The 2,213-nt window shown below is 69.8% G+C and carries 2 protein-coding genes; both read left to right on the top strand.

Annotated features, from left to right (window positions below):
* Positions 1-90 precede the first annotated feature (90 nt).
* Positions 91-1,350: a MurT ligase domain-containing protein gene (locus BIU95_RS05770; protein ID WP_071250864.1), complete on the top strand. Its 1,260-nt coding sequence runs from the start codon at positions 91-93 to the stop codon at positions 1,348-1,350.
* Positions 1,347-2,120, top strand: a complete 774-nt coding sequence (locus tag BIU95_RS05765; RefSeq protein ID WP_071250862.1) for a type 1 glutamine amidotransferase — start codon at positions 1,347-1,349, stop codon at positions 2,118-2,120. The genes BIU95_RS05770 and BIU95_RS05765 overlap by 4 nt, the downstream gene beginning before the upstream one ends.
* Positions 2,121-2,213: the final 93 nt, after the last annotated feature.

Genomic DNA, 2,213 nt, shown 5'->3' with positions numbered 1-2,213 from the left:
CGCATCCGTCAGATCGAGTCCAAGACGATGGCGAAGCTCCGCCACCCGTCGCGGTCGCAGTCGCTGCGCGACTACCTCGAGTAAGCCGGCATGCGCTTCTTCATCCCGATCCTGATCGGGCGGATCCTCCGTGCCCTCGCCCGTGCGCGGGGCGGTGGATCCGCCTACCCGGGGTTCATCGTCCTGAAGCTCGTGCCGGACTTCCTGCAGCACGTGACGAAGCAGTTCCCGAACGGCGTCGTCTTCGTACTCGGTTCGAACGGCAAGTCGACGACGACGCACATGATCTCCGACATCGTCCGGGCCCACGGGCTCCGTGTCTTCACGAACCCGTCGGGCGCGAACTTGCCGCAGGGCATCGCGTCGGCCCTGCTGTCCGAGGTCTCGCTGACCGGCCGTCTCAAGGCGGACATCGGCATCCTCGAGGTCGACGAGGCCTTCGCGGTGGAGCTCGCCGGCATCCTGTCGCCCTCGACGGTGACGATGCTCAACGTGCAGGTCGACCAGCTGTACCGGTTCTTCGAGACCGAGCGTGTGGCGACGATGATGCTCGACACCGCTGCACTGTCGACGGCGAACGTCATCACGAACCACGACGACCAGTTCCTCGACGGCTACAGCGGCACCCCGGGGCAGCGCGTCCTGCGGTTCGGTGCGAGCGACGAGGTCATCGCCGCAGCGCCGAACGGCCTGCAGAACGCCGACTCGTTCGACGCGGGTGACCGTGCCCAGCACACCGCCGACGCCGAGGTCGTGGCCCACACGGGCGACGGCGCGACGATCCGCTTCGACGGCGCCGAGATCCCGGTCCGTCTGCCCGCCCGCGGCCTGCACTACGCGGTCGACGCCGCCGCGGCCACCGCGACGGCGAGCGCGGCCCTCGGTGCGCAGTTCCGCGCCGACGCCGTGACGAAGGCCTTCGGCACGATGAAGCCGGCCTACGGCCGTGGCGAGCGGCTCCCCATCGCGGGCGAGTCCGCCGAGTTCACGATGTTCAAGAACGCCGCGAGCCTGCAGCTCAACCTCGACGCCCTGCCGGACCAGCCCGAGCAGGTCCTCATGGCGATCGACGAGGGCACGCCTGACATCTCCTGGATCTACGACATCGACTTCTCGAAGCTCGGCCACGTGGACGTCGTCTCCGGCGACAAGGCGTGGCAGATCGCGATCGCGCTCGAGCATGCCGGTGTCCGCATCGGCCGGGTCGAGCCCGACGTCGAGGCTGCCATCAAGCACATGGAGCAGCTCGGTTCGACGACCCGTGGGACGAAGAACTTCATCGTCAACTACGAGATCATGATGATCGCCCGCAAGGCCCTCGGCCACCCGGACATGGAGAAGACCGCATGACGGCCGACCGGCTGACCATCCTGCACGTCTACCCCCGGCAGATGGGTGTCTCGGGCGACCGCGGCAACGTCGCGGCCCTGGTGCGCCGTGCGGCCGCCGCGGACATCGACACGCAGGTGCTGGAGTACGCGCCCGGCGACGACCTGCCGACCACGGCGGACGTCGTCGTGATCGGCAACGGACCGCTCAGCGCCATGCGCTCCCTGGGCGACGACGTCGCACGCATCGGTGGAACGCTCCGTGCGTTCGCGGCCGATGGCGTGCCGGTCATCGCCGTCGGCGGCGGCTTCGACCTCGCGACGAACGAGGTCGTGCCGACCGAGGGCGCGCCGCTCGACGGATTCGGTGTGTTCGACGCCCGTGCCGTGCGCGGTGCCGAGCGCCGCGTGAACTACTTCGTGCTCGAGACCCGGTACCCGCTGCTCCCCGGAGCGCCGAAGGGTCTTGCCGGCTTCGAGGACCACGCCACCCGCATCGAGCTCGCAGCCGGCGTGACGCCCTTCGCCGACGTCGTCTCCGGCGGCGGCAACCAGGCCGGCTCCCCGGTCGAGGGCGCGATCGTCGGGAACTCCTTCGGCACGCACACCCAGGGTCCGGTCCTGCCGCTCAACCCGCAGTTGACCGACGGTGTCCTCGCCGCAGCCACCGCACGGCTGGGCCGCGAGTACGCGCCCGACGCGGAGCAGACGGCGACCATCGACCGCTACGCACGTGAAGCGCGCGCCACGGTCGACCGCTACGTCGACAAGGCGTTCAAGCGCATCGCCTGACGCACGAAGCAGAAGGCCGGGTCCCGACGGGACCCGGCCTTCGTCGTGTCCGCGCGTTCTGAGCCGGGCTGCAGACAGACAGGAGGCGCGGTG

The organism is Curtobacterium sp. MCBA15_007, from assembly GCF_001864905.1.
Taxonomy (GTDB): domain Bacteria; phylum Actinomycetota; class Actinomycetes; order Actinomycetales; family Microbacteriaceae; genus Curtobacterium; species Curtobacterium poinsettiae.
Note: the sequence above shows the minus strand (reverse complement) of the source record. Positions and strands in the feature narration are given on the sequence as shown.

Bases quoted from the DNA above. Each gene is read 5' to 3' on its own strand.
- BIU95_RS05770 (WP_071250864.1), top strand. From the start codon at position 91: ATGCGCTTCTTCATCCCGATCCTGATCGGGCGGATCCTCCGTGCCCTC.
- BIU95_RS05765 (WP_071250862.1), top strand. From the start codon at position 1,347: ATGACGGCCGACCGGCTGACCATCCTGCACGTCTACCCCCGGCAGATG.